The organism is Enterococcus plantarum (assembly GCF_001730295.1).
GTDB classification, from domain to species: Bacteria; Bacillota; Bacilli; order Lactobacillales; family Enterococcaceae; genus Enterococcus_L; species Enterococcus_L plantarum.
The window spans coordinates 35,837-61,657 of record NZ_MIKA01000003.1 but is presented as its reverse complement, the minus strand read 5'-3'; the positions used below and the strand labels follow the sequence as shown (position 1 = coordinate 61,657).

Sequence of the window (25,821 nt, the reverse complement as noted above, 5' to 3'; positions counted from 1 at the left end):
ACTTATTTTCTACGATTTATTTGACTCATTTTTTCTACCATTTCTTTTAGTACTGCAGCATTATTATACACTTCATCCTTTGCCCCATAAATCAGCGTGATAGCAGGATACTCTCTTGTAATGTCTAAAAGTTTTTGACAAGCAATGTGTGCTTCACCTGATTGTAATTCAATTAAGTATTTTTCTTTGAATAGAGGAAATTTATCTGGTTCATGATTAAACCATTTTCGAAGGTCATTTGAAGGAGCAATTTCTTTCAACCACAAATCTAACTGCTCTTTTTCCTTTGACATCCCTCTAGGCCATAGGCGATCGACTAATATTCGATAACCATCATCAGGTCTTGCTTTTTCGTAAGCTCTTTTGATTTGAATCATTTTAGTCACCTCTTCTTTATTTTAGCCTAATTAAGAAAAAAAGAAACGATTTATCATTTGAATCATAAGAAAAAGCACAGAGAAGTAAACGTTGTCCAGATTCGAACCGTCGTTTCTCTCTGTGCTTAATTAGTTAAGCATTTTTCTTTTTCGTTTTACCAGTCCAGCCTTCATAGCCGCCTTTTAAAATATAAAGATCTTTGTAACCATTTTTACGTAATCGATTTGCTGTACGAATACTTAATGATTTTTTTTGATCATAAATATAGACAGGTTGATCTTTACGAATGGAATTCAACGTTGTTTTGATCGTTGTATACGGCATACTGCGCGCACCAAGTATATGGCCTGCATCGAATGAGTCTTTTTCACGAACATCAATGATTTGCGCTTTTCTCATACCTTCTTTAAATTCTTCTTCTGTGATTGTTTTGGCAGAGCGTTTTGCCATAATTCTAAGGTATAACTCATTGATCCCCATTGCTAATAAAATTGTTACTAAAATTCCATTGATAATCCATAAAACGTTCATTCTAAAATCCCTTTCTTACTCTTTCTCCGAGAATTGTAATGCAAGTGAGGCAGCACCGATAACTCCGGCTTCATTGCCTAACACAGCAAGTTTGACTTGCGTGCTAGTTCGAACTTCTGGGAAAGTAAATTCTTCAAAATAAGTTTGAACACGGCTGCGTAAAAATTCACCCGCTGCAGAAACGCCACCGCCAATTACGACACTAGACGGATTTAAGGTATTTCCTACGTTTCCGATGGCAAGACCTAAGAAATAACATACTCGATCCACTACCATCAACGCAAACGGATCATCTGCTTGGGCATAATCAAATACATCTTTACTTGACACATCTTGCCCATCATCGATTGCTTGTTTCAACTGAGAATCACCTGCATATTCTTCTGACATATGACGAGCAACTCGAACAACACCCGTTGCACTAGAAACAGTTTCTAAACAACCACGTTTGCCACATGTACATTCAAAACCACCAGGGTCAACCGTTACATGCCCAATTTCACCAGCACAGCCGTTTACACCATGCAGTAAGTTACCTTCTGCAATGATCCCGCCGCCAACGCCCGTTCCAAGTGTAATGAAAACAACATCAGGATTGTTCTCCCCAGCACCTTTCCAGCGTTCACCTAAAGCCGCCACATTGGCATCATTATCTAAAACAAAAGGAATACCCGTTGCTTCTTCAATTTGTGCTTTTACATTTTGTTTTTTTGTCCAATTAAGATTGTATGCTCCGATTACTGTTCCTTTTTTTATGTCTACACTACCTGGAGTGCCCATGCCGATTCCGATAAAATCTTTCTGTTTCATTTCATAAAGAGAGATTCGGTGATTGATTGATTCGATGATATCCGGCACGATATGACGTCCTTCATCCAGAATATTGGTTTCAATACTCCACTTTTGCTGAACATCTCCATCCGTTGTTAAAATCGCAAACTTAATCGTTGTTCCGCCTAAATCAATCCCAATCAATTTCTTGTCCATTTACTCGGTTCCTTTCTCAGTTGCTCTGCTTTCTTCAATTCGATGTTCTCGTTGCAAAACACTCCTCGCATGAAGATACGTGTCTCTATCAATTAAGTGACCTTCGTAAATATTTTTCAATTCAATCATCATCAACTCAATATCATAAATTCTTGCACCTACATAAATGTAAATACCGAATTGTTTAAATAACTGCTGTACATCATATAGCGTTTCCATTAAATGCACTTCCTTATTATACAAGTAAACCGAATTTTTTAAAACCCAAGACTAGACAAACGCCCAACAAAAATACAAAAATGATGCCAGATATGATCCGTTCATGAATATTGAACTCTTCTGAACGATCGGGTACCGCTAAAGCAGATGCTACCAAAAGCCCACCAATCAAGCCACCGATATGACCCATGATATCAACCGAACTGCTAAATAAGTTAAAAACCAAGTTGATTCCAATAAATGTTGCATAACGCTGAACCATAAATGAGACTGCTGGATTATTTTTAAAATGACGTCCTAAGATAACAAACGCTCCAAATAGTCCAAACAAAGCAGTACTAGCGCCTGCTGATATACTGTTTGGCGAACCAAACGTAAAACTAATAATATTTCCAGACACACCACTTAATAGATAAATGAGCAGATAACGCCAGTGACCGTAAATACTCTCAACTTGTGAACCTACATAATAGAGTGTCACCATATTTACCACAAAATGCAACCAACCGATATGCAAAAACATCGGTGTGAATAAACGCCAATATTGATCTAAATAAAGAATCTCTACCCTAGACATCGCACCCCAACGAATCAGAACCTGACTGTTCTCTGAGCCACCTGACAGTTCCATTCCTAAAAATACGATTGTAGTGATGCCAAGTAACAGATACGTCACGAGTGGTTGTTTTAATAGTCTTTTTAATTTCATTTGTGTTTGATAATCCATGAGTTCCTCCTAGCTGATAAATAATCGTTTTACAGGTAAATCAAACGTTTCTACCTGCCAATGTTCTTGCATCTGCTCACTAAAGACCAAACTACATGATTCCCCTTTATACTGTTGCAGGAAACGATCGTAAAACCCACCGCCAAAACCAATTCGAAACCCCTCATGTGTAAATACAATTCCAGGTACAACGACTAAATCGATTTTTTCAGCAGATACAACAGGTGCCGAAATAGGTTCAGCCACACCAAATGCTGACTTTTTGAATTTCGTATCAGTCGTTACAGAATGAAACGTCAACTGTCGCTTACTACCAGCAATCGGCATTAACATATTTTTCCCTTCCAACCAGCCTTTTTCAAGTAAAAGATGTGTATTAAATTCAAAGTCTAGTGGTTTAGTAATCGCGATGGTTTCTGCATTCTGCCAATAAGGATCATTGAATAATGCTTGACTGATCTCTTGTTCTTTTTGCTCTTTTAGTATTGGGTGCTCGTGAAGCCATTTTAAGTTTGCTAAACCTAGTTTCCTCAATCGTTCTTTTTCCACGTTCATCCCTCCACACAGTAAATCGCTTTGATTTATAACGCCTATATCTTTTTAACCTTCCCTTGTAGTTTATAGAAAAACCCACTAAATAGCAAACAGATTTCTAGTCTTTTATATCTGCATCAAGTCTTTTTTGCAGCCAAGCGCCGATTGCTTTATAGACCTCAGTTTTTTCATTTTCTAGTAAAATTTCATGACGCAATTCTGCAAATAACACGAGCGAAACATCTTTGATTCCTGCTTCGTCTAATTCTTTTGCCACTTTTCTAGGTCCTTTGCCAAAATCTCCTACTGGATCTTGCTCACCACTAATCACTAAAATGGGTAAATCCTGATCGATATTCTGTGCCCAACCTTCACGATTCGCTCCATCAACTAAACGGAATAAGGTATAAAAACCATTATTTGTGAACGTAAAACCAGTTAATGGATCATTTTCATATTCTTTTACATTTTCTTGATTTCGGCTTAACCAATTGAAACGACTCTCTTCTGGAAATTGCTTACTAAAAGAACCAAAAGCCATATGATCCAGCCATTTATTTTGTTTTTCTGGCGCCGTTAGATTTAACCCTTTTGTTAAAGACAAAGCTACAGACAACATGGCAGCATTTTTACCTGTTCCCATAAAAATAGCTCCGCTGATTTCAGATCTATACAATTGTAAATAATTACGTAACGCAAATGAACCCATACTGTGGCCTAACATAAAATGTGGTAAATTCGGAAAGTTTTCTCCAATCCATTCTTCGACCTGATGAATATCATCTAAAACAAACGTTACAGGCTCTCCTTTTCCGAAGTAGCCATGTTTTGGCTGATCATGTAGAACAGACTCCCCGTGGCCTAAATGATCATGACCGACTACAACAAAACCCACATCATTTAAATACTTCGCAAAATCATGATAACGTTCGATATATTCTGCCATTCCATGAATGATTTGTACAGTTCCGATTGCCTCGCATGTAGGCTCCCAACAGACAAAATGACTCATTGTTTTTTGATCGGATGACAAAAAAGTGTTGTGTTTCATACTCTTACCTCTTCTCAATTGATACTATTTATTATAAAGTATTCTGATTAAATGAAGTAGTCAAATGTGCATTTTCTTTTTTTATTATGTTATAGATGTTGAAAGGTGCAACTGATGAACATTCAATCGATTAAAACTGAAAAAAACCTTTATGATCATCAAAATAGGATCATAAAGGCTTTTTTATTCTTATGTTTGAAGTGTAATCACTGGATTAATCGACTGATCGACAACAATTTCCTCTGTTCCATACCGTTCGCCTAAAACATATTTAGCCATATGAATCGTTCGATCGCTCATTCTCTCTAGATTAGATGCGATATCAATAAACAAAACACCATCAGCCGCACGACCTTTTCCACTATTCATAATAGAAATATATTTTTTGCGCAGCATTTTGACCATCTGATCAATTTGTTTTTCTCGACTTAACATGTGAGCTGCCATTTCTTTATCATCGTTTTCAAAGACGATTAAAGAATCTCGAATATTTTTAAGAACTTTTTCAAATAAATCTACCACATCTTCATCATATAAAATCAGTGTCTCACGCTCGGAAACTTTACCTGCTTTTTTCTCTTTGGCTTTTTGCCTCTTTTCAAGATGAATCGCTTCATTGAGATTTTGAATAATATTACGACAATGATCGCCAATTCGTTCTAAATCCTTTGTTAACTCTAACATCATTGTTTGTTCATGACTCTCAGAAATCGTTAGCTCCGTTGCCGACAGTTGCACCAAGTATTCTGTTAAGCGATTGTCCGTATCATTGATCGCAGTCTCATACTGGCTCGCATTTTCCTTATCGATACTGTCTTGTTTTGCATAATAAGATTTTGTTGCTTCAAAGGCCCCTAAAACATACTCGCCCATTTGAAGTAGTTCGATTTTCGCTTGATTCAATGCTAATGTAGCTGAATTTTGAATAATCGATTCATTCAGATTAGATGGTTTAAAATCAATACTTTTATCCTTGCCAGGAATCATTTTCCGCACAAGCCACTCGATTTTATCAATAAACCAAAATTGGATCAATAAATTAGAAATATTAAATAACCCGTGGGCAAAAGCAATTTGCATTGCAGGTTTTAACTCGAGCCAACTGGATAGACGCACAACCACCGCTGTAAATGGTGTCAGCAATGTTGTAAAAATAACGGCACCCACTAAATTAAATATCACATGTGATGCTGCTGTACGCTTAGCAGCAAGACTGACACCTAATGCTGCAATGACGGCAGTGATAGTTGTACCGATATTATCTCCAAACAAAATTGGTAAAACTGCTTCAATTGCTAGACTCCCTTGACTGTATAATTGTTGTAAAATTCCGATCGTTGCACTTGAACTTTGCAAGACCATCGTAAGTATAGTTCCGATCCCTACGCCTAAAATAGGATGATGTGAAACATCCACCATTAAATCCGCAAACTGAGGTAACGTACTCAATGGCGCCATTCCTTCACCCATTAGCTTTAGTCCATAAAATAGACAACCAAAACCAAACAAAATTTGCCCCACATTATTGATTCGTTCTCTTTTTGAGAAAAACAGTAAAATAGAACCTACACCAATGATCGGCAACGAATACGAACTCAAATTGAACCCAATGATAAAAGCCGTCACTGTCGTTCCCACATTTGCTCCCATGATCACCCCGATAGCTTGGCGCAACGACATGAACCCTACACTGACCAATCCCACTGTTAAAACTGTAGTCCCCGAACTACTTTGAATAATTGCTGTAACAATCATGCCTGCCAATACAGACCTGAGCGGTGTCGATGTAAAAGTGTTCAAAATTTCCCGTAACGAATCACCTGCAGACTTCTGCAGACCATCCCCCATATACTTCATACCAAATAGAAAAATCCCTAATCCTCCGAGAAAAGGAAATAACATTTCTTGATAGGACACACCTGTTCCTCCTTTATTTTAGAAGCTGATTACGCTCGTTCAATCTTGACTAAAAAATAGAAAAATCGATTGTAATACTCTTTGTCACCTCAATCCTATTTAAGGGTACAAAAAAACAGCCCTCTTGTAAATAAAATATTTGTTTTTTCACACTAAAATTAATGTTGTCCTAATCAACCCAACAAAAAAAGAGGGTAGGAGATACCTCTACAAGCCATCTTCACCCTCAAGGAATTTGAATAAACGGTGGGAGCAGAAGCAATCTCTTCGGAAATAAGCTTCTGTCCCAACCTCTCGTAAACTTACAATAAAAATCAAACCATCAACATATAAACACCAGAAGCCACTACCGCACCGACTAAAGGTCCAAGGATTGGAACCCATGAATAACGCCAATCCGATTCTCCTTTAGTTGAAATCGGCAAAATTTGATGTGCCAAACGAGGACCAAAATCACGCGCAGGATTGATCGCATATCCTGTAGGTCCACCTAGAGATAAACCAATCGACAAAATCAACGCTCCTACAACTAATGGATTTAACCCGTCTGTAAAATTGTGTTGTGAAAATGACAGTAAACCTAACACTAAAACAAATGTTCCAATCACTTCCGTTACCATATTCGCTGGATAATTACGAATCGCAGGACTTGTAGCGAACGTCCCTAAAATCGCTCCTTGATCTTTTGTTACTTGCCAGTGTGGTAAGTAGGCTAACCAAACTAAAACAGCTCCTAGAACTGCTCCTAGTACTTGCGCTAAAATAAACGGTACAACTAAGCTCCATTCAAAACTTCCCGCCATTGCCATCGCAACCGTCACTGCTGGATTCAAGTGAGCAGGTCCCATATAGCCTGCAACGTATACTGCAATTGTTACTGCCATTGCCCAACCAAACGCAATCACGATCCATCCAGATCCTGCGGCTTTACTTTTCTTTAAATTAACTCCGGCACAAACACCGTCTCCTAAAAGAATCAATATCATCGTCCCTAAAAACTCACTGAAAATCTGTGTCATATTTGAAGTATCCATTTTACTTCTTCCCTTCTTTCAATGCACTCAAATCAGATTCGGCAATCAATTGATTTAATTCAGTTGTGTAGTCTTCTAGTTGTTTTTCGGTCCAATTATAATAATGACTCATTTCAGAAATAACCCCTCGTTTGACTTCATCCAGTGTATCTCTCATGAATAATAAGTGGTTCGTTCTACGGACAAGATAATCTGCTGGTGTCAGTATCATCTCATTATCCAACGCATAATGGAGCGCCAATGTTTCAGCTAAACTTAACCCTGTTACTGGTTCAGTCGTAGCAATTTTTTCAAATAGTTCGGTTACATTTGAACCGTATAAGTGAGCTAGATACTCAGATTCTTCTTGATCCACCCCTTTTTCTACACCGATTTTCGCAAGATTAGTTAGTTCTTCTTCAACATTTGCCACATTAAGATTTCCGCCAGAAACAGGGTATGTTTTAGAATCAATCAACTGAACGTCACGATTAAATTCTTCTTTCAAAATTCGTTGAATCTCTTTCAATGCCCCTTCCGCCATTTTACGATAATCTGTGATTTTCCCTCCTGACAATGTCAGTAAACCATCCTCTGAGCGTTCCAACAAACTGCCACGAGAAACTGCTGAAGGGTTTTCTTTGCTTTCAGCTAGTGATTCTTCTAAGTGATTCAATACATTTTCAACATCAAAACGCGTTGCTTGTTGATGTTTATACCTATCAACAATCTCAATTACTTGATCGAAGCTTTCATCAGAAACTTTGCCATTATTACCACCGTTGTAATCCGATCCACCATTTTCTGAAATCAGTGGTCTAAGGCCTGCCCAGCTTGCTTCAATATCGTCTATAGTCACATTGGCTTTAGGATAATGGCTATTGACGATTTCCAACAAGTAATCGACATCTTCTTGTGTAACAGTAGGATGTTCATAATCCCCAGTATAATCTGTATCCGTCGTGCCAAAATACGTTTTCTTTTCTCTAGGAACAACGAAGACCATCCGACCATCATGTTTACCTGTATCAAAATAAGTTGGTTGTGGTACGTGTAATTTGCTATTGTCTACAACAAGATGGACCCCTTTTGTCGGACGCATTTGCGGCACTACATTTTCTTTTGTATCTAAACCTCGCACTTTATCAGACCAAGGTCCCGTCGTATTGATAACAATTTTTGCTTTGATGTCAAACTGTTCACCCGTCAGCAAGTCTTCTGCTTTTACGCCAACGATTTTACCATGCTCATTTTGAATAAAGCCTACCGCTTTGACTTTGCTGACCATCAAACCATCATCAGAAGCCGCCCGTTTGATATTTTCGATAACAAGACGAGCATCGTTATTTCTAAAATCGAGGTAAACACCGCCACCTTGTAGCCCCTCACTTTTTAATTGCGGTTCCCGTTTTAACACTTCCTCTTTTGTTAACGTATAATTTTCATATTTTGTACCGATCACATTCGCCAAGCGGTCATATAAATCCATTGCAACTTTGACAGAAAACATATTAAACGTTGCTTTGGGCTCATCATAAATCGGTAAAAGCATTGGGTCTGGCTTTGGAATGTGAGGCGCTATCGCTTGAACGACAGCACGTTCTTGTACCGTGTCCGCCACAACTTCTACATCAAAATTTTTCAAATAACGAATCCCGCCATGGACTAATTTCGTTGAGCGAGAAGACGTTCCTTCGGCAAAATCTTGCATTTCGATCAACCCTGTTTTCATACCAGAAGCGCTTGCTTGTAGGGCGACGCCCGCACCTGTAATACCACCGCCAATGATCAATAAATCTAATTCTTCAGACTTCATCTTTTCAATAGATGTTTGTCTTGTTTTGATTGAAAATGACATACCACTCACTTCTTCCCTTATTTTGATTTATGTTTAAACATTTGTGTAGCAGCGACAGCTTGTTGCCAGCCTTCGTATAAATCATCCCGTTCTTCATCGGACATTTTCGCTTCAAACACTTGTCCATCTTCATAAAATTCTTTTAATTCATCTAAATCTTTCCAAAAGCCAACCGCTAAACCAGCTAAAAACGCAGCACCTAAAGCAGTTGTTTCTAAATTTTGTGCTTTTTGAACAGAAGTGTTTAAGATATCTGCTTGAAATTGCATCAATAAATCATTATTCGCGGCTCCTCCATCTACTTTTAAGATTGGAATCGCAATACCAGTATCTTTTTGCATGGTATCGATGATATCTCTCACTTGATAAGCCACCGATTGCAATGTAGCTTTTACAAAATCCTCTCTTGTTGTGCCTCTTGTCAACCCAAATACAGCGCCTCTTGCATCCGAGTCCCAATACGGTGCTCCTAGACCTGTAAAAGCAGGAACGACGTAAACTTCATTTTTATTATGAGATTCATTTGCTACAGCTTCTGACTCAGCAGCTGTTTGAATCATCTTCAAACCATCACGCAACCATTGAACGGCTGAACCTGCTACGAAAATACTTCCTTCTAAGGCATAATAGACTTTGCCATTGATCCCATAACCAATCGTTGTTAATAGATTATTATCAGAAAGCTGTGGCTTTTCACCTGTGTTCATGACAATAAATGAACCTGTACCATACGTATTTTTTACCATTCCCGGTTCAAAAGCCATTTGTCCAAACAACGCAGCTTGTTGGTCACCTGCCATACCTGAGATCGGAATTTCACTACCGTAGAAATGATAGTTTTTCGTCAACCCATATACTTCAGAATTCGATGTAGCTTTCGGTAACATCACACGTGGAATGTTCAAAATATCTAAAATATCTTGATCCCAATCTAAATCATGAATATTGAATAACATGGTACGACTTGCGTTGGAATAATCCGTTACATGCGTTTCCCCACCTGTCAATTTCCAAACTAGCCATGAATCAATCGTTCCAAACAACAGATTTCCTTTTTCAGCTCGTTCTTGAGCTCCTTCAACATGATCTAAAATCCAACGAATTTTCGTTGCGGAAAAATAAGCATCTACGATCAATCCAGTTTTTTCATGAATTAACTCACCATGACCCTCTTCTTTTAACCGATTGGCGATAGATGAAGATTGACGAGATTGCCACACGATTGCATTATAGATTGGTAATCCTGTTTGTTTATCCCAAACGACCGTTGTTTCCCGCTGATTGGTAATACCGATGCCTGCGATATCAGAAGGCTTAACTCCTGATTCAATCAAGGCACCTGCAATGACTGATTGAACCGAGTTCCAAATTTCATTAGCATTGTGTTCGACCCATCCTGCTTTAGGAAAAATTTGAGTAAATTCCTTTTGAGAACTCCCGATATTGTTGCCTTTTTTATCAAAAATAATCGCTCTTGAACTAGTCGTCCCTTGGTCGATTGCCATGATATACTTTTGCTCTGTCATAATGATTTCCTCCCTATTTTAAAAGCGTAGTGGGCTTGTTTAGCTTCGGCTGATAAATAAACCCCGTAATGAAAACGTTTTATTTTATATATTAATAATAATCGCAAATCGTTTCCTAAAAATGTCATATTTTTTTTTATTTCAAAAATAATTGAAGGTTTTTGCTTCTTTCTTTGTCCTATCGACGAAAAGCCCAAACCAAAACAACGCACTCTTTTGGTTTTTGGGCTTTTTCACTCAATTCATCTTTTATTGTGTAATGCTCTGATTTTCTTCCTAATTTGATTGATATCGTAAGTTGAGCCTAACTCGGATAACACGTATACTTCCTTTACTGAACGATATACATTCGGCTTCATAACATTTGTGATCATCAAATCATAGCTTTTTTGGGCATTGTAAGTTTCAATCGTTAAGCCATTTAAATTCTTCAAACTCAAAACCAATACTTGCGTCATAACTTCTTTATATAAGTGGTCCATCTTTAAATCGATTCCAATTCGAGTTTCACCAACAATGTCAAAATCAATAATTGCCAGCACACTAAGATATTTCACTAACGACCATTCATGTAAGCTATTGCCTTTTTCATAATGACGATCAAAACATTCCAAACTTTTATCTAAAAGCACACGGGAGAAGTCTGCCAACTGATGACTGGAAAGACTTTGTTCTTTCTGCCAAATATTCTCGCGATCAAATAACTCCAACTCTCCTTTAAAAAAATAGAGCCGACTATGAATTTGAGAAAAATAATAGAAGATTTTTTTCTCCAGATCCGGGAAAAATTTTTTTGGCCGATAATATAAAATCACATGCTCCAACACGAATGTATCCGCTAATGAAGTCGGTGTACGTCTACCTCGAATCAAACTATACTCAGCGAAATCCGATTCAGCCAAAACGGACATACTCATTAAAAAAATATAATGCAATAGGCTTTCTTCTTCATCGATTTCAAGTGGATAGCGGCTAAAGAAACGCAAAACAAAAGAGCGCAATGTTTTAAAAAAAGGATCCTGTTCGTATCCCTGACTCTTACTAGATAATCCTTTGTACTCTTTCGGCTGTACCGCAATTCTTTTTTTACTGATCGTCAGCCACAAACTAATCTTCAATTTGCCTTGTTCTTCAAAAGAAAGCGATAAAGCTTTTTCGAGTGCTTCAATGATTCTTGCATTTTGAATGGTCAATGTTTTTTCTTGATGTACATCATAAGGCGTCAAAAACCAATAAATTTGAAAATAAAAATAGCGGATTTGCAACTCTTCCCCTTTTAGCTGACCATTACGAATTTTAAGATCAAATTCTTTTACTATTAAATTTAACTCTTTTATCTTTCGAAATAACGAAGATTCACTAATCATAAATTTTGTAGTGAGCTGAACGATCGTAAATTCTCGATAATGAAATAAATAATCAATCAATTGAAATTTGACTGATGCGCGGACATAATCATCCAAAACCTTACTAACCGAAAAATGATCAGACAAGTGAATAGCCACCCATTGTCCATCATAAAAAAGGGAACAGTCCTTTTCGTAAGGTTTCAAGTAATAACTTAATTCCTTCAAATCACTTTCTAAAGAAGCCTTTGAAACCCCTAAATAATCTAGCAACTCATGATCTGCAATTCGACCGCCAGCCAAAATTACTTTCTTTAAAATCCCGATTTCTCTTGCTTCTTTCTTATCTAATAATTCTTCAATTTTCATCCGTATCACTCCACAATCCTTCAAATCCTAACTGATTCGTGATGTCAATCACGTTGGAATAATATGGATGATACAAGAAATCTTTTTGATAAAGCGCTTCAAGTTTTTGACCCATTTGAATACCAAGTGCTAGTGTGTTGATTTTCTCTAAAATATTCGCTTTGGAAATTAATTGTGCTCCCAAAATTTTGTGGCTCTCTTTTTCAAAAATAATTTTTCCACAAATTTTTTCACATCCTGAAAATTGAGCACTTTTTTGCTGAACATGGGCAACAGCAATTGACTGCCCGTGAAAGAGCCCCTCTGCTTCCGTCAACCCAGTACTTGCGATATAATAATCAACAAGTTTTGTTCCAATCGTTCGAAGCGAGCCGACAAATGGTGTTGTTGGTTCAACAAGATTTTGAGCTACAACTAAGCCAGCTCTAACCGCATTATTCACTAAAGGAATGTAAAAAGAGTCCTTTGACACGCCATACTGGACCTGAATACAGTCACCGATTGCAAAAATATCTGCTTGAGAGGTCTGCAAGTACTCATTTACAAAAACAGTCTGGTCTGTATGTGTTTGAATAGATTCATCCAAATAGCCTAGATCCGGACGGACATTCATCGCAAAAATCGCACTATCACATAACAGTTTAGATTTCTTTGTTTCAATCAGTAGACCTTCATCTGTGTCGATCGCTTTTTCAACCGTTTCATTAAAATGAAATACAACACCTCGAGACTCCATTTCGGCTTGTACTGGTCGTATCATCTCCTCATCGAAATACTTGAATAATAAATAATCCATCCGCTCAAAAAGATGCACTTCTTTTCCTTTTTTCAACAGCATATCTGCTGCTTCCCCACCGATTTGTCCACCACCGATCAAGGCTACTTTATCACTCCTTTCCAATCGTTCAATAGCTTGTAAAACGCCAGGTAAAAATTTATATTTTAATACCTTTTCTGAATCACTACCCAGAATTTTCTGCGACCATTGACTAGAACCTGTCGCTAAAATCAATTTATCGAAAGACATAAAAAACGTTGCTGCTTGTTTTTCATACTTAACGATATACTGTTTCGAATCCATACTGACCACTTTGGCATTTAACAACAAAGAAATACCCTTTTCTATTAATTGTTGTTCTGAAATAAACTCTGCAGTTTGAATAGATTCGCTTGTTTTATTAAAATACCGGTTGATTCCTCCCGGCAAATAACCAATCGTTTCCTGTTTCTCGATTAAATGAATTTCTGCAACGGGGTGTTTTTTTCTAATAGCCAAAGCAGCCGACACGCCAGCAAAAGATGCACCAATGATCACAACTTTCATAGTAAACCCTTCCTTCTAAATAAAAAAAACGCTTTCTTAAAGAATAGCATACGCTTGGTCTAATCGCATAGAATTAAACTGATTTACTTTCCGTTTTTATAAAAAAATCCGTTTACCCACATCAAGGAGAGCAAACGGATCCATTATGTTATTCCTTGTCTTTCATAAAATTCTGAATCGCTTCAGCATTCGTTTGTTCATCTAATTCAATCACGCTTCCAGATTCAGTATAATCATTGAAGTTCCATGACCCTTCTACGGGAACAGATAGTGATTTTAATGGTTTCACTTTTCCAGTTAGAAAATCTTTTGCTAAATCGATTAGAAGACTTGTGGGTACATTTGTATCGATTTTTCCGACCATTTTCCCTGCTACTTGTGGTAATTCCCAAATTGGAATCAAATCTTTAGATTGCTCTACTAAAGCATCCATCACCTGTTGTTGACGTCTGATCCGACCGAAATCGCCTTCTTCATCCATTCTAAAACGAGCATACTGCAGTAAACTATTACCATGTAATGTTTGTTTCCCTTTAAAGATATCCACACCGTCTAAATTAATATCTTTTTCAGCGTCAATCGTTACCCCTTTTGGATAAAGCTCGTCAATAATATCACTAAATTCTTTAAAATCCATGACTACATAATAATTGATTGGTAAATCAAAATTCGTTTTCAGCACGTCTTTTGTCATTTGTGCACCACCATATGCATATGCGGCGTTTATTTTATCTTGTCCGCCATCTGGAAAAGTTACATAGCTGTCTCTCATAATCGAAATCAATTTAGGCTGCTTCGTTTTCCCATCATAGTGCGCTACCATAAGCGTATCTGAACGCCCTTGGTCTTCATCGTCATCTCTTGAATCATTTCCGACGATCATCACAGTCAACTCTTTATCACTTGCTTGTTCATCACCAGTGAAATTCTGGTTCTTATTGGACAATGTTGATTCACTTTCTTCCTTGGCTGTTTGGAATGAAATGGCTGCATAACATCCTACACTGACAACGACAAGAAGAATAGATAATACCGTGATAATCACTATTTTTACAGATTTCTTCATTGGTTATTCCTTTCTATAGCTCCGCTAATTCATTGGATAAAAACAAAAAACTTCACCAAGAGCACTCAGCGAAGGGATTAGATTATAGGCGTTTAAAATGATGACATATGCCATTTATTTAGAACGTACCTTACTCTTCTCTTCGTTGAGTTTTAGCACTATATAACGTAAAAAGCATCGCTTTTAGCTACTTTGAAAAACGCCTTAATTCGACGAATTTTGTCCTACCCATACCTGTCTTTCGACATTTCTGAGCAGTAGCCTGTGTTTATATAGGAGCCTCACCTAACAAGTATTTAATTCATTTTAAACTATAATCGTATCGAATCACAAAGTCAAATTAAATTTGATAGACGTTATCCAACTTGTGTAGTTATGTTCCTAAACTAAACCGACTCTGTGCTTGTTCCCACGGTAAAATCCACGCTGGCTAATAAATCGTTTCACTAAAAAATCTTTATATTTTCTTAAAAAATGACTATCCAACTAAAAAAAACAACTTTAGATAGACATTCTTTCTTTTATCTGTTTCAATGTTTAAAAGACCCAACTTTTGGAGGCTATAAATGGACCATTTTTTAGAAAAACAGCAAGAGTATTTTTTTAACTTTTTAACAGACAGCATTGACAATTTTTTACTAGATCATTCCGATGAACGATTTTATGCATTTGCTTTGGACTGCAATATTTATGAGGAAGGTGAAATCAACTTATGCTTTAATACAGTGAACCTTTGGCAAGAAACAACAAGTTATTATACAAATAAAGGCTACACTAAAACACAAATAGAAGAAATGAAATATAATTCAAGCGATTGGGATGAAAATCAGCGATTTGCCTCTCTTCATTTATTTGATGATTGGGTAGAAGATGAACAAGATATTGAGACAGTTCTTGAATGGCTTTGCCAGCAACTCATTCTTTTGACCGATAACGAAACATTTAAACGAATCCCAAAAACAGAAGACTTCAAACTGCTCGTTTATGATCATGATGAAACGCCAGCCGACTCACAAGAACGATTTGAAAAAATAGGCATGTCAGATTTTTTTCAAATAGAATAGCGAAAAAATGCCTGTAGCTCAAAATTGCAACAGGCATTTTTATATACTTGATATTTTAATAAATTGCTAAATTGCTAAATTGATACATTTAGGTCATTTTAAAACAAAATTCTAATTCTTCTACTTTAAAAATGGTTCCTAAAATATCATTTACTTTCTTCACTAATTTTGTTTCAACGATGATTTGATCTTTTGTTTCAATTTTTACAGAATCAGTTGAATACGTCAAAAAATCATATTCTTCTTTAAGCGTAACTTGATACTCTTCTTTTTTATATAACGTATAATCATCGATTACATCCATCTGATATTCCCGTTTAAATCCATTTTTTAGTGCAATCGCTGATACTAAAGAATTGACCGTCAATGCTTCTAAAGAAATTGCTTGCTCATCTATCGTCAGAGTATAATTTTCATCTTCAATAATTCCGCAAGCATTACAACCTCCATCTAATAAATTCACTGTTTTACTAATTATCGCTTTTTTCATTTTTTATAGATCCTTTCTTGCACCTCTATCTTTTTTTACTTATTATAGCAAAAACAAAGGAACAATAAAGTAACTAATTGATTTTAAGCGTTATAGTAACTCATTCTATCGAGGATAGATGGAAATCAATATAGAAGTTCAAATAAAAATCCTTACTCATTATCCTTGCAGAAAATAGGGATTCTATCTAGTTCACTCATTTTTTCCTTCGCCACAAACTATACGTCTGAATCACTACCAATAAAACCAACAGAATAATCACTAAAATCAACCAAATCGGAACCTTGCTCACAATTTTCGTTTCTTCATTTTCTTCTTTGATTCTCTTCGCTTGTCCTCTTGTAATCTGAAATTCATTCTCAAATGCCCATTTTTTCCCATCTTGATTGATTTGTGTTTGACTGATATATGTCCCAGGCCGCAACTGTCTTTTGATAGGTACTGGAAAATCCATCATGGAATTCGGCGCCATTTCTAGCGCCTCTTTTTCATACTTGATTAGCGCTGTCTCATCCCCTTTTTTTCGAATAATAAATTTTAGAGCCATTTTCTTTGAAATCGCTGCATTTACATTACGAATCGAATGGATCACGGCTATTTTCTTCCCTTGTTTGGATTTGGCAACTTCTACTGTATCTATTTCATAATCAGGCAAAACCGAAGTATCTGTCTCTTTTAAGACTACACCCAATACATAATGGAATCGCTGTTGAACTGCCACCTCTTTACTTTTAGTTTCACTTTCAACTGAATTTTTGGTAAAACGCAGTCCTCCTGCAATCACACCATCATATCTTTCTTTTGGCATCTTCAAATGAAAATGAGCAATCTTTGTTTCATAAGGTTGTAAGGACATCGTCGTTTCTAAAACCTTGATCAGAGATTCAAAAGGATATGCCAATGTTTCATCCTGGATCCCTTTTACTGTATAATCGATCATTCCTTCTTCCGTTGTCGTTGCATTTATGGCATTGATAGAAATAGAAATAGGTGAATCTTCTGGATTCACTAATTTAACGTGTAATTCTTGCTCTTCTTCCGGCAGCATTTTCAAATCAAAATAAGATTTATTGATATCGACTTGATTTTGCGGAATGACCGCTTGCACATAAAAGCTATTTGTCTCTCTGCTATCAGTTTGTGCTAAAACTGTTTTTACATTCAAAACACTAAATAAAAAAATAAATCCAATAGAAAATAAGATAGTACTCCCTTTTAACCCAAAAAAATCACACATTTAAGCCACTCCTTCCATGTTCATCAGAAAAAAAGAGTGGAATAAACGGATGCTCATCCCACTCTCTCAAAATCATCCTTTGATTCTATGGCGCATCGGCCAATGTCCAATCGATCGTAGATGTATGTTTCCCAAGCGTTGCCATTGCGGCAGGCACATCAAGTGTCACACCTTTACTTTCAGCATCTGGCCATGTAAAGGTCCAAGTTCCAGCACCTGCTCCTGTTGCGGCTGTTGCGAATGGTGTTGCCGTAGTAGCTCCACTCGCTAACTTGACTGTATTAACAGGTGTTGGTGCGTCCGCCTCACTATTGGTTCCTACTTGTGTATTTTTAAAATTCAAACTGGCATTCGGTAAAGAAGCTGCAGCGGAGCTGTCTTTAAATCCATTTAATTTCCCGCTTAGTTTCCATCCGGCATTTGTTCCTCTAGCATCTGAAACAACAACAGTGATTGCTTCAGGATTTGTGGGAATATATGAAGCATCATCGACTGAAATCGTTTGTGACGCATAGCTGATTGTAGAAACAGCCTCCAATGTTAAAGCGCCTGGTGTGAACGTAACATCCACATCAGTAGCCTTATTAATATCAGCAGCTGAAGCAGATTGACCTAAAAATAATGTACCAAAAACGACTGATAACAATAAAACGGTTGAACTCTTCATTTTGTACACCCTCTCTTTATTAGTAAACTTATAGTTATTTGGCACCGACAGAAACAATGATTCTACCACTTGATGCTGTCTCAGTCCCAAGTGTTGCTACCGTGCTAAAGGTGATTGCTGTACCGACTGTTAACTGGCGACCAGAAATATCTAGTGAAAATAGACCGTCATCATTAACTAGTACTTCTTCATAACTATTTCCTGGGAACCTCACTCTAACTCTAAATTGAGTTCCTTCAGGAGGATTCATGATCTTAACGCTTCCTTTGATTATTACATCACCAACGAAAATAGGCGCTACAACTGGTGTCGGAACAACATAACCTTCTAAAGATGGACTCTTCCCTACTGCAAAAACAATGCTGTCACTTTCTTTCCCTTTTAACGATTGAGCATGTTCTGCAATGGTTACTACTCTTATCGGATCGCCTTCTTTCAGTTTTTTATCAGCTACTGGGATTGAAAAAGTTCCATCATTTTCAAGAGCTACCCTTTTTATAGAACCATCAGCGAATTGAGCTTGCATAAATAGTTCAGTCCCAATTGGAACATTCGTTAATGTGACGGAACCTTTAAGCTCCTTACTTCCTTCATTTACACTTTTGACCTGTGGTTTTGGAACTTGATAGTTCTTCAAAGGATCAATGATTACTTGTAGGATTTCTGGTTCACTAACATTTATGCGTTTCCCATCACTCATTTCAACCACTACGTTCAGTAGATCATTCCCTTGAGCCTGATACTTGTCAAACGGGATTGTAAAGTTCCCCTCCTCATTGATTGAACTACTCACGGTAGTCCCATCAGGTAATGTCACTCTAGCTTTAAAAGTCACCCCATTTGGTACAGGTGAAGCCAGATCGACCCTACCACTAAGGCTAGTTACACCTTCTAGCACATCATCAAGTACTGGTTTTGGAACTACATAATGTATAAACGAATCTTCTATCACTTGTTTGATCTCTTGTTCACTGACTTTGGTCTGTTTTTCATTACTTGCTTCAATCACCACTTTTATTTGATCATTACGTTGTGGTTGATAGGAGCCAAATGGAATCGTGAAAGTACCTTTTTCATCAATAGGACCCATCAACCTTGAGCCATTGGGCAATTCAACGTTTACCTTAAATGTCACACCCTCCGGTACAGGTTGCGCTATTGCTACGCTTCCTTTAAGACTGTCTACACCTTCTAAAATATCCTCGACATTAGGTTTTGCAACGGAATAATTTGTTAAAGAATCTTCCTCTACTTTATCGAAATATAAATTGATCTCATCTCCATTTGCATGGATCGTATTCAATAACGCTACATCAATCACTGGTTTATTAACTGCCATAGCAGTCACCTTTGCTTTTTCAGCAACTACATCAGAAACTTTCGTAGAAAAATTAAACGTAACATCACCAAGTACATTAGCCTGCAATGCTTGAGTCAACACATCCGATGTTCCATTAGCAATTTGCCCTACAAGATCAAGCAAACCATTAACGGCAGGTTTTAGTAACTCCAGAACTGGATTCAATATAGCCAAAAGACCAGTAAATTTTAATCCAGCAACTGCTTCTTTCAGCGGCTCAAATAACTTTGCATACGTTGTACGAACATATTGGCCTAATCCATCAGTGAAATCGACCATCACATAATTACCATCTGGTGACAATTTCCCTTCAACTGTCGCTTCGTAGCTACCCAAATCTTGAAGAGAGTTAAGCCCTTCAAACGCCTTTTCTAATGAATCAAGTTGTAAGCCTAAAGGTTTCGCCAACCCAAGCAGTCTCGTTACAAGTCCACCTACTTTTAAAACTAAATCTTTGACTACTGGAACATCTCCAGGCACGATTGGAAGCAACTTGGCATTAGTATTAATCAAAATCGGTCCATCCATTTTCCCATGTAACTCCTCTGGAATCGCAAAAACAATAACCTTCGGTGATACTAAACCGACATCCGCAATTGCGGTTCCTTGAAACGAAAGATCTAAGTCATATGTAGAATCTGCATTTTTCTCCAACTTAACACCATTGTTGATAACGGTTCCATTATTGGAAGATAATTGTGTTCCTTTTAAGATACTGACATCCACAAAATCTGTCGCATTTACTGACTCAGCAGCTTTCACTTCATACTGACCATTATCCCCAAAAATTGTCAGTGAACTTGGGATAACTGCAGCTAAAAATAAAACTGTAGTACCCACTAACGTAATAACAAAACTATAACGCTTTTTCATAATTGCCTCCTTTTTCTAGATTAACTCTTATGGACAAATAAGTAATACATGATTAAATTGAATAATACTATCTATATAATAATATTTCAAATATTTTAATTTAATTTTTGTCTAAAAATATATTTAAATCGTTAAAATTACACAACGTTATTATTTTCTTGAAATATCGTGTAAAGTGCTTGTTTTTTATTAGTAAGAATCAAAAACTATTCAGCTGATTTCCTTTGAATATCCTCGATTTTTTTAAATAGATAAACCAGAAGCATCAAATACAGCCTTATTTATAGACTACAAACTGATTTTTTAAGTAAATAAAATAACATTCATTTTCCTGGGAAATTTCTTTCATTATTTTAAATTTCTCACAAAAAGCACCGTCTTGTTAGCTTATTTTTTCTATATTAAAATTGAATTAAGATACCTTACTACATTGTGGAGTATGAGAAAATACTTACATTCTGAGTTAAGGAATGTAAACCTAAATATTGTGGTTCGTTTTGAACGTTATCCTCATCGTACAAAGATTCTAGGTAAACACTCGACAACTGTGCTTTTTTTAAAGATCAAGGACCTTCATTTTAAGAACAGCTCTGACTCTTCAATTATTCACAAAATAGTAAATAAACGGTTGGAATAGGAGCCATTCCTATCTCAACCGTTCTCTTTTAATATAGTTTAGTAAAAATTAGTTTATTGAAATTTATTTGAATCAGCTCCATAAAAAATTAGAAATTATTTTATGGAGCTGATTCAGCAACCTATTAACCATGCCTAAATGAAACAATCATCATTCCTAAACACAAGCGATTGACTTGCTGCTAAGGTTTATACCTTTCATCAAGTTAGTTCCTTTTCGAAAAAATCAGCAACAACATCCATCATTTCACCTTTAACTAAATGTCCCTCACCTTCACCTGTCATAAACTTGCTCTCTTTAGCATAAGGTTTATCTTCGATCATTTGATAAAAATCAGCCACGTCTTCATATGGGATTTTAGGATCTTTCGTGCCATGCCAAAATAAAACTGGACGCTCTGCCAATGTTTCAGGAGCCATTGAAAGATCATAATTTGCTACCCAACTAAGTAACAAAGGCAAATCTTTAGGAACGAAAAATTCCATTTCAGACGCTCGTTCCATTACACGTTCAATATACTTTTGTGGGGCTGGCGTCCCCATCATGCAAGCTGCTGTTTTAATTTCTGGATGCTGGGTCAATAAAGCACATGTCGTTATACCGCCCATTGAAACACCACCAACACCAATCTTTCCATCTTCAATCAACTCTTGTTTCTCAAAATGACGTACCAATTGCGCAAACTCAATGACATTGTATTGAATACTTGACCAAAAAGTCACTGAGGGAATCGGTGATATCGGTCCCGTTTTTCGTTCACCGTGGTTCATCGCATCAGGCAAAATCACACGAATCCCTTTTTTCGCTAATTTCCTAGCCTGAGTCAATGATAGCTCTTTGGCTGACTGCCAACCATGATAATAAATAACTAACGGTAACATACTATTTTTGTTTTCTTCTGAAACAACTTCCAAGACTGGAATTTTTTTGATATACCGATGTCTAATAATGATCTTCATCTTATTCTCTCCCTAAAAAAGGTTATTCTTTTTTAAGTATACACCTTAAACTAAAATCCACTACAATTTTAGTCTTACTGATAGCAATGTTCACTGCCATACTGTTGATTACTCTCTATTTTTTCTCAACCGTCTTCTTCTCTTTCGTCTCTTTCTCCTCTTTAAAAGAACCCTTAAACGCAGTAATGTAAGGAGGACAATGATAGCACTTAACACTCGAGCCAAAATCCTAGCAACTAAATCTAGAAGAGTGTTTTTATTTTTGATTACCTTATAACTGTCTTCAATTGTCTTCAACTCATTTGGTTGAACATGATAACGTGAACTTCCTTCTTTTAGAATATCACTTGCATCCGCATAATTCCCTAATCCATCACTCGCTCTAAGGTACATTTCACCTTCGATACCTTCTCGATTTAAATCAATACTAAATTGGCCTTTTTTATCCACCGAAGTTTCTTGATAATGGTACTCATTATTATCTGTGTAAAACAGTTCGATTTGATACGTATTTTTAGAAGCTGGCATCTTAAGTTCACCAGAAATCTTTTTATTTTCTTTATCGAAATTAATCTCCGAAAAAAAGGCTGTCGGCTTATCACTACTCACTAAATAGGGCACATTTTTGTAATGATAAATAACACCTTCTTCAGAAGTAAAACACAAATCCGTTGAATACATACCGATTTTATCTGTTTTAACTGGATCATTTTCATAATACATATCTCTGATCTTGATCTTGTCACGATAAAATATTGTTTCAATAAATCCAGCATATCCATTCGTTGGACCATATAAGACAAACTCTGAAAAGCTTACGTATGGACTATTTTTAAAAGGAAACTCCAAATAAATCTCTTCTTTTTTCTTTTTAATCTTTGTTGTTTTGCCATTTAACGTTTGCTTACGAGCATATTGATGCGACAATTCGTGTGAAGCATCAAAACTTGACTCATTCGTAGAAGATTCCCCAGTATCTTCTCCGTAACAAATAGAAGGTAAACATATCAACAATAAACCAACTATCACCATCATTTTTTTCATGAAAAAACTCCTTTAACAACCAAGTAATACATTAGTGTTGTAAATGACATTAAACCAATATTGTTTAGATTTTTTTGACCAGCTATTAAATAACTAAAATCATCTTTTCTAAAGTATAATGAAAGTTTACTCGAAAGGAAAGATTAATTTCTTCCTTTATGTCATTTTTATTATAAAAGTAACAAAAAACTCCAAATCCATGTACGACAAGGACTCAGAGTTTCGAGTTATAACCTTATTTTGTTTCACGGTGTAAAGTAACTTTTCTTTCACGTGGGCAATATTTTTGTTTTTCCAAACGATCAGGATTGTTACGTTTATTTTTGCTTGTTAGGTAGTTACGTTCTTTACAAGAAGTACATTCTAAAGTAATGTTTACGCGCATGTGTTTTCCCTCCTATATCTAATGTCATATTTCTAAGATATTTCTTAGCCTAAAATATCATATCATGTTTGTTCAAGAATTTCTACCCTTTTAGTGAAATTTGTAAAGGAAAACTACTTTACAAATCTTATTGTGCTTTGTATTCAGCATAGGCATTAACAATCGCCGTAACCATTGATTGATTAGGTCTTGTACTTTCACTGGTTAAGTGTGGTAAAACAACACTAATCGCGATTTCTGGGTCATCATAGGGTGCATAAGCTACTACGTTACTATTCACGGTAATGTGTTCTCCAACATTTGTTTCGGCTGTACCTGTTTTAGCCGCAATATCAAGTGCTGCTCCTTGCATATACTTCCCAGTGGTGAATACACCATTCCCGTGCACAACATCATAAAAACCATTTTGAATGAGTTGCATTTGTTCAGAACTGATGTCGACTTTATTTAATTCTTTTGGTTTTGTTTGCTCTTTCAATTCACCTAGAGAGCCATCAGACTTGTTATCATAAATTCCTTCAACTACATGTGGCGCATAACGAGTACCACCATTTGCTACTGTTGAGGCATATTGTGCTAATTGCATTGCTGTGTACGTGTCATACTGACCGAAAGATAAATCGAGTAAATGCCCTGGCATTGGCGCTGCATCAGAATCAAAATCCTTATTTGATATCCCTGTTGATTCTCCTGGTAAATCGATTCCTGTCGAAACACCCATACCATATTCACCAAATGTTTTACGTAAAACATTAAATAAAGTCGGATCTCCCGTTTGATAAGGTAGCTTCATATTGTATTGATAATCTGTATTCATCATTTTTAATACTAGCTTCATCATGTAAGCATTCGATGAGTACTCTAACGCTTGTTCTGCGGTGAGCGGAATTTGATTTCCTGGAACTTTATTAAAGACAGACGATTTTTGCTCGCTTCCATAAATTTGTAAAGGCTCATCAATCAACACATCATTACCAGTGATCACGCCTTGTTCATAACCTGCTGATATCGTGGCTCCTTTTACTACTGAACCAGGTTCAAATGCTTTATTGATTGTAGCTAATGGATTAGAGGTCAATTCATTTGTTGCTGGATCACGATCCAGTGCAACCATCGCCATCACAGCCCCCGTCTTAGGATTCATCACAACGACATAGGCACCATCTGAATAGGCCGCATTTCCAGTGGCTAATAATTGTTGATATTGTTCTCTTACAACTTGCTCAACTTTCGCTTGAAAAGCCGTATCAATCGTTAGTTTTAAATTTTCACCTTTTTTACCTTCTGACACAGGTTTTTGTGTCACGATCTTGCCGTTGCTGTCTAACGTTACTTCTGAAATTGCTTTTTGACCTTGAAGAATATCTTCATATTGTTTTTCTAAATAGCTAGTACCTACTCGGTCATTTAATTCATACCCTTTTGCGATATACTCATCTGCTTCTTCAGCAGGTAATCCAGCCTTTTGTGACGATACTTTTCCTAAAAGACTTCTAAGATCTGTATCACTTGGATAATCTCTATCCCAATCCATTCCGGTTGAAACGCCAGCGATTTCTGAAGTATGTTCACCAATTATTGCAATCTCGTCTTGCGTAACTCCTTCATTTTTAATAAAGGCCGTATTCAACTCACCTACAGAATTCATTCGTTTAAAAATGGTGGCAGCCTGTAATGTATGCTCATCAAAGTTGATTTCTTCTGGCGTTACTTTTTCCACCGTTTTAACATATAATGTTCCTTCGTCAGTGATTTTATTGCCTTTTTCATCTACTTTGTCAGCATCAGTCAAGCGTTTTTGTGCGGCTTTTAGATTTTCAGGATTTGCCAACCAAAAATCTTTTTTGTCTCGTTCTGTCAATTCATCTGCTGGTACATTAATCAAATCATTGACTTTGTTTGCAATTGGTACTAGGTCTTTTGTCTGAACCTTTTTACCACGCGTATACGTAATAGCCAAATTAGCCTTATTCCCAGCTAATAAATTGCCTTTTGCATCATAAATCTGTCCTCTTGGCGCATTGCTTTTGATTTTTAAAGTCGAATTTTCTTCAGCTTTTTGTGCATACTCCTGCCCTTCTGCAATCTGCAGGTATCCCAAGCGAACAATCAATGCAACAAACAAACCGAAAATCACGAAAAATAGTAAGTTCAATCGGAACGGAATATGTGATTTTTTACTTTTTTGTGTCATAGGTTCTTCATTTTCTTTTTTTAATTTATCTAAAAAGCTCATTTTTTTCATTTATCCTTAATCCT

The 25,821-nt window shown here is 36.6% G+C and carries 23 protein-coding genes and 1 riboswitch; of the genes, 1 reads left to right on the top strand and 22 read right to left on the bottom strand.

All coding sequences use genetic code 11. From position 1 onward, the window contains the following. Positions 1-2: 2 nt before the first annotated feature. From BCR22_RS02150 to BCR22_RS02085, 14 genes are all read right to left on the bottom strand, one after another. The gene (locus BCR22_RS02150; protein WP_069653359.1) at positions 3-377 is read right to left on the bottom strand and encodes a DUF488 domain-containing protein; all 375 of its coding nucleotides are present in this window, start codon (positions 375-377) and stop codon (positions 3-5) included. Between the two features lie 133 nt (positions 378-510). Then, positions 511-909 carry a rhodanese-like domain-containing protein gene (locus BCR22_RS02145; protein WP_069653358.1) on the bottom strand — a complete coding sequence of 133 codons (399 nt, stop codon included), beginning with the start codon at positions 907-909 and terminating at the stop codon, positions 511-513. Between the two features lie 15 nt (positions 910-924). Next, complete coding sequence (locus BCR22_RS02140; protein ID WP_069653357.1) at positions 925-1,896, bottom strand: ROK family glucokinase; 972 nt, start codon at positions 1,894-1,896, stop codon at positions 925-927. Continuing rightward, entirely contained in the window at positions 1,897-2,115 is a 219-nt protein-coding gene (locus tag BCR22_RS02135) for a YqgQ family protein (protein WP_010760500.1), read from the bottom strand. It lies immediately after the preceding gene. Positions 2,116-2,131: 16 nt separating this feature from the next. Next, on the bottom strand, positions 2,132-2,842 hold the full coding sequence (locus BCR22_RS02130) for a rhomboid family intramembrane serine protease (RefSeq protein ID WP_069653356.1): 711 nt from the start codon (positions 2,840-2,842) through the stop codon (positions 2,132-2,134). 9 nt (positions 2,843-2,851) lie between these two features. After that, positions 2,852-3,397 (bottom strand): 5-formyltetrahydrofolate cyclo-ligase, encoded by a 546-nt coding sequence (locus tag BCR22_RS02125; RefSeq protein WP_240485840.1) that lies wholly within the window; start codon positions 3,395-3,397, stop codon positions 2,852-2,854. A gap of 97 nt (positions 3,398-3,494) precedes the next feature. Then, complete coding sequence (locus BCR22_RS02120; RefSeq protein ID WP_069653354.1) at positions 3,495-4,427, bottom strand: alpha/beta fold hydrolase; 933 nt, start codon at positions 4,425-4,427, stop codon at positions 3,495-3,497. A gap of 189 nt (positions 4,428-4,616) precedes the next feature. Next, positions 4,617-6,344 (bottom strand): Na/Pi cotransporter family protein, encoded by a 1,728-nt coding sequence (locus BCR22_RS02115; protein ID WP_069653353.1) that lies wholly within the window; start codon positions 6,342-6,344, stop codon positions 4,617-4,619. 314 nt (positions 6,345-6,658) lie between these two features. Then, positions 6,659-7,378, bottom strand: coding sequence for an MIP/aquaporin family protein (locus BCR22_RS02110; RefSeq protein ID WP_069653352.1), 720 nt, complete (start codon positions 7,376-7,378; stop codon positions 6,659-6,661). A 1-nt stretch (position 7,379) separates the two neighbouring features. Then, the gene (gene glpO / locus BCR22_RS02105; protein ID WP_069653351.1) at positions 7,380-9,215 is read right to left on the bottom strand and encodes a type 1 glycerol-3-phosphate oxidase; all 1,836 of its coding nucleotides are present in this window, start codon (positions 9,213-9,215) and stop codon (positions 7,380-7,382) included. A gap of 17 nt (positions 9,216-9,232) precedes the next feature. After that, on the bottom strand, positions 9,233-10,741 hold the full coding sequence (gene glpK, locus BCR22_RS02100) for a glycerol kinase GlpK (protein WP_069653350.1): 1,509 nt from the start codon (positions 10,739-10,741) through the stop codon (positions 9,233-9,235). 242 nt (positions 10,742-10,983) lie between these two features. Beyond that, entirely contained in the window at positions 10,984-12,456 is a 1,473-nt protein-coding gene (locus tag BCR22_RS02095; protein ID WP_069653349.1) for an AcpB/EbpR/MafR family transcriptional regulator, read from the bottom strand. Continuing rightward, positions 12,446-13,780: an FAD-dependent oxidoreductase gene (locus tag BCR22_RS02090; RefSeq protein ID WP_069653348.1), complete on the bottom strand. Its 1,335-nt coding sequence runs from the start codon at positions 13,778-13,780 to the stop codon at positions 12,446-12,448. The genes BCR22_RS02095 and BCR22_RS02090 overlap by 11 nt, the downstream gene beginning before the upstream one ends. Positions 13,781-13,928: 148 nt before the next feature. Further along, positions 13,929-14,846, bottom strand: a complete 918-nt coding sequence (locus tag BCR22_RS02085; protein ID WP_069653347.1) for an LCP family protein — start codon at positions 14,844-14,846, stop codon at positions 13,929-13,931. A gap of 131 nt (positions 14,847-14,977) precedes the next feature. Continuing rightward, positions 14,978-15,146: riboswitch (M-box (ykoK) riboswitch) on the bottom strand. Between the two features lie 266 nt (positions 15,147-15,412). Between BCR22_RS02085 and BCR22_RS02080 the strand changes: the two genes are divergently transcribed. Continuing rightward, a complete protein-coding gene (locus BCR22_RS02080; protein ID WP_069653346.1) occupies positions 15,413-15,910 on the top strand; it encodes a DUF4303 domain-containing protein in 498 nt (165 codons plus the stop codon). Between the two features lie 88 nt (positions 15,911-15,998). On the opposite strand, the gene BCR22_RS02075 is transcribed toward BCR22_RS02080, so the two are convergent. The 8 genes from BCR22_RS02075 to BCR22_RS02040 all read right to left on the bottom strand — a co-directional run bounded on the left by BCR22_RS02075 (position 15,999) and on the right by BCR22_RS02040 (position 25,807). Further along, on the bottom strand, positions 15,999-16,400 hold the full coding sequence (locus tag BCR22_RS02075; RefSeq protein ID WP_069653345.1) for a DUF4809 family protein: 402 nt from the start codon (positions 16,398-16,400) through the stop codon (positions 15,999-16,001). A gap of 196 nt (positions 16,401-16,596) precedes the next feature. After that, positions 16,597-17,637 (bottom strand): WxLIP family cell surface protein, encoded by a 1,041-nt coding sequence (locus BCR22_RS02070; protein ID WP_069653344.1) that lies wholly within the window; start codon positions 17,635-17,637, stop codon positions 16,597-16,599. 85 nt (positions 17,638-17,722) lie between these two features. Continuing rightward, positions 17,723-18,304 (bottom strand): WxL domain-containing protein, encoded by a 582-nt coding sequence (locus tag BCR22_RS02065; RefSeq protein WP_069653343.1) that lies wholly within the window; start codon positions 18,302-18,304, stop codon positions 17,723-17,725. A gap of 34 nt (positions 18,305-18,338) precedes the next feature. Then, positions 18,339-20,537: an adhesive domain-containing protein gene (locus BCR22_RS02060; protein WP_069653342.1), complete on the bottom strand. Its 2,199-nt coding sequence runs from the start codon at positions 20,535-20,537 to the stop codon at positions 18,339-18,341. A gap of 837 nt (positions 20,538-21,374) precedes the next feature. Next, positions 21,375-22,133, bottom strand: coding sequence for an alpha/beta fold hydrolase (locus tag BCR22_RS02055; protein ID WP_069653341.1), 759 nt, complete (start codon positions 22,131-22,133; stop codon positions 21,375-21,377). Between the two features lie 108 nt (positions 22,134-22,241). Continuing rightward, positions 22,242-23,177, bottom strand: coding sequence for a hypothetical protein (locus BCR22_RS02050; protein WP_069653340.1), 936 nt, complete (start codon positions 23,175-23,177; stop codon positions 22,242-22,244). A gap of 235 nt (positions 23,178-23,412) precedes the next feature. Beyond that, positions 23,413-23,562, bottom strand: coding sequence for a 50S ribosomal protein L33 (rpmG, locus tag BCR22_RS02045; RefSeq protein ID WP_002296119.1), 150 nt, complete (start codon positions 23,560-23,562; stop codon positions 23,413-23,415). Positions 23,563-23,689: 127 nt separating this feature from the next. Continuing rightward, the gene (locus BCR22_RS02040) at positions 23,690-25,807 is read right to left on the bottom strand and encodes a penicillin-binding transpeptidase domain-containing protein (protein WP_069653339.1); all 2,118 of its coding nucleotides are present in this window, start codon (positions 25,805-25,807) and stop codon (positions 23,690-23,692) included. Between the last annotated feature and the right edge of the window lie 14 nt (positions 25,808-25,821).